The 3,101-nt window shown below is 45.0% G+C and carries 4 protein-coding genes; 1 reads left to right on the top strand and 3 read right to left on the bottom strand.

Annotated elements, in window-relative coordinates; genetic code table 11:
• The first annotated feature begins 35 nt into the window (after nt 1-35).
• A complete protein-coding gene (locus C5S62_RS01500; RefSeq protein ID WP_104403763.1) occupies nt 36-554 on the top strand; it encodes a hypothetical protein in 519 nt (172 codons plus the stop codon).
• An 832-nt stretch (nt 555-1,386) separates the two neighbouring features.
• Here the strand turns inward: C5S62_RS01500 and C5S62_RS01495 are convergent.
• The 3 genes from C5S62_RS01495 to C5S62_RS01485 all read right to left on the bottom strand — a co-directional run.
• A complete protein-coding gene (locus tag C5S62_RS01495) occupies nt 1,387-1,989 on the bottom strand; it encodes a nitroreductase family protein (protein ID WP_104403762.1) in 603 nt (200 codons plus the stop codon).
• Nucleotides 1,990-2,002: 13 nt separating this feature from the next.
• Nucleotides 2,003-2,428, bottom strand: a complete 426-nt coding sequence (locus tag C5S62_RS01490; protein WP_104403761.1) for a DoxX family protein — start codon at nt 2,426-2,428, stop codon at nt 2,003-2,005.
• A gap of 255 nt (nt 2,429-2,683) precedes the next feature.
• Nucleotides 2,684-3,101 (bottom strand): T9SS type A sorting domain-containing protein (locus C5S62_RS01485; RefSeq protein WP_133159448.1); only part of this gene is annotated, 418 nt, incomplete at its 5' end.

Genomic DNA, 3,101 nt, shown 5'->3' with positions numbered 1-3,101 from the left:
CGACAAGCCCAATGGCAGAAATAAGTATGCAATAAATTAATTCCGCCAACAGGTTAAGATACGAAAAAATTAAGTACGGAGCAAAAGATGATAAAATATATGGAATTTTGTTTGATGTATCTTATTTATGGGAAGAATATCTTGCCTCTATTCTTACAAAGCAAGCATTCAAACACCCTAATAATAAAGAAAGAACCGGACGAATATATTTGGCAAAACATAAACGATTTCCACGTTATCCCGATTTTTACAGAGAAGAAGACAGTTTCATTATAGATGCAAAATATAAAAGAGAAATCAACCGAGACGATATTCATCAGATGATAACATATATGTATCGTTTAAAGGGGAAGAATGGACTATTTATACAGCCAAGTGATAGAATATGTCAAAAGGAGAGTTATGACTTATTAGGATATGGGATTGATGATAATGCTGGGCTACAAACATATTTTTATCCAATATCGCAAATTGCAAACGATTACAAGCAGTTTGTTGCAGATATGATTTTATCGGAAAATATATTGAAACTACAAATTCAATCAGGGAAATAAAATCGTTGTTTATTTCCCTGATTGAACAAAAGGTTGAGATATATCATAGCAGAACACAGCAACAAGAACGGTTGATAACTCGTTTCCTCAAAATCGGGTAATCTTCCCAAAGTCCTTATTTAAAGAGAATAAGGAGATTGTTTCCAATTTTCGGAAAATATTTTGATGTCAACTGTTTTGATGCGACTTCTTATTCTAAAAGTTGATTTTTTGTGGTTTTTACGGATTTGTCAACCTGATTCTTTATGGTTCTCTTTTTACCCTCTATCGTGTCTGTTGTCATTTTCGCTCCCCGATTGTTTTGTCCGTTAAAGTGATTGTTTCTATCTATGGATATTGCTTATACTAAAGCAACGTAAATATTTAGGATTGAACCCGACAATCAGATTCAATCCGATTGTCCATTATCTTCAAAAAGTTTTATTGTGGAGCTAATATAAAAACCAATGATGACATTCCCGTTATATGCGGAGGAAATTTGTTCCATTTGTCGGATTTTGGCTGTCTCCGTGTTTTAACATAGTTTGCTTTCAGGCGGAGAATGTTGTATCTTTGTAATAGCGAAAGCGGGCAGTTCCCAATGGACTGCCCGCTTTTGGCTTGTTTACGGGGATAATTGCGCCTGTTTTTGTTGTATTTTCATCTCTGAAAGCATTACTTGCTGTTTAAATTCCAAGTATTGGAGTTTAAAATCCGATACGGACTTTTTGAACTTCATGCGTTGTAACCTATGTTTTAACACTTCGAAATGTATAGGAAAGTTAAAAAGGTTAATGTCCGGTGAGGCCTTTTTGTCGTTTCAGGTTGGCTGTACGCCGTCTGCTACAGGGAATTATCCGAACACCTTGACGCGTTCTTCGAGTGATGTGAATGTTTTTTCTCCAGACTGGGCTGTTGATGTGCCGAAAGGCATCTGCGCGATGAGCTCCCACTGTGGGGACAGTTGCCATTCGCGATTCACAGCCTCGTCAATGAGTGGGTTGTAGTGTTGTAGCGATACGCCCAGTCCGGCATCCTCCAGCATGGCCCAAATGGCCAGTTGGTGCATGGCTGAGGTGTGTTGCGCCCATGTGGGGAAACGGTCGGCATAGAGCGGATAGGCTGCCTGAAGCTGCTCCACTATGGCGCGGTCTTCGAAAAACAGGATGGTGCCGTGTCCGTTTCGGAAACTGCCGTCTATCTTGGCTTCTGTAGCCGGAAAGGCCTTGGCCGGCACAAGAGGGCGCAGCGTGTCCTTCGTGATGTCCCACAGTCTGCGGTGGTTTTCTCCCAGGAGCAGGACGATGCGCGTTGATTGTGAATTGAAGGCCGATGGCACATGTGTTACGGCAAAGTCGATGATGTCCTTTATGGCTTCGTCTGATATCGGTGAAGCGGGGGAGAGACTGTAATGGCTCCGCCGATTGCGGAGGGCGTCTTGAAGGTTTTGGGCCATGATGGGGATCTGTTTAGAATCTGATTTTTTTTACGATGTAGGCGTCGGCGGCGTATCTTCCGGGGCCGGTAATGTAGAGCAGGATGAAGACTACGAGGTTGATCAGGGCCGCTTCTCCTTCAATGATGTTGCCGCCGTGTACGCCGAAGAAGGCTATGGCCATGGTGGCTATCAGGGGCAGTGTGCTGAGCCTGAAGAGGAATCCGGCTGCAAAGGCAAGACCGCAGAAGAGTTCGGCAAAGACTGCCAAAGAAACTGACATGGCGCTGCCTATTCCGATAGGGTCGGGGAAAGCGCCGCTGGCCAGTGTTTCGTAGTTCAACAGCTTTTCGAGTCCGTGGAAGGCTACCAGCAGGCCGAAGAGGATTCTCAAACACAGCAACAGTGAGGAATAGAGTTGCGGTGTGATTTTCTTGGGAAATAGGAATGATTTAATCATACGGCTTTGATGTTTAGTTAAACATGTTGTTGACATTGGCAAAGGTACGGCTTTATAGCATCCGTTTTAGTTGGCGAATTTTAAAAAAGACTTTTATTTCCCTAGTCTTCAGGTTTGTTGCGGCTGATAAGTCTGCCAGATGTTAGCAAATAATAAAATCCCCCTTGCCGGCATGGCGGCGAGGGGGAATTTGGAGGGATTTTTTCCGTTGGCCTCAGTGGAGGATTACAGAAACCGTGGAACGGTGGTGTACGGTTATTTGACAAATTTATGGGTGCGGCTGCCCCTCTCTGTCTTTACCACAACGATGTATGACCCTTTGGGGCAGTTGCGCGTGGAGAGAGCCGTATTGCCTGCAGGTGCGTCAATACGGGAGAAGGCAAGGCGGGCGCCGCCCATATCGTAGATGGAAAATTCAGTACCGGCTTTAAGATTGCCTTCACAAACGAGGGTTTCGGTTGTGCGGTCATGGCGGATAATCATGTCTGCCGTAGCGGAAGGCGCTGGCATGATGCCGTCGGTGAGGGAAGCCAGCGGCGTGAAGCGCAAGCCGAAAGTATAAGTGCCGGAGGTGGGGCAGAGGTATTTACTGATGGTGCCGGGGCCGCAGCTGCCGTTGCCCAGTCCCTTCTGCATGTAATCGAAATGGGCGTAGATCTTCTTGGAGTAGCCG

Source organism: Prevotella sp. MGM2, from assembly GCF_002933955.1.
Taxonomy (GTDB): domain Bacteria; phylum Bacteroidota; class Bacteroidia; order Bacteroidales; family Bacteroidaceae; genus Alloprevotella.
This window is presented reverse-complemented; position numbering and strand designations above follow the sequence as displayed.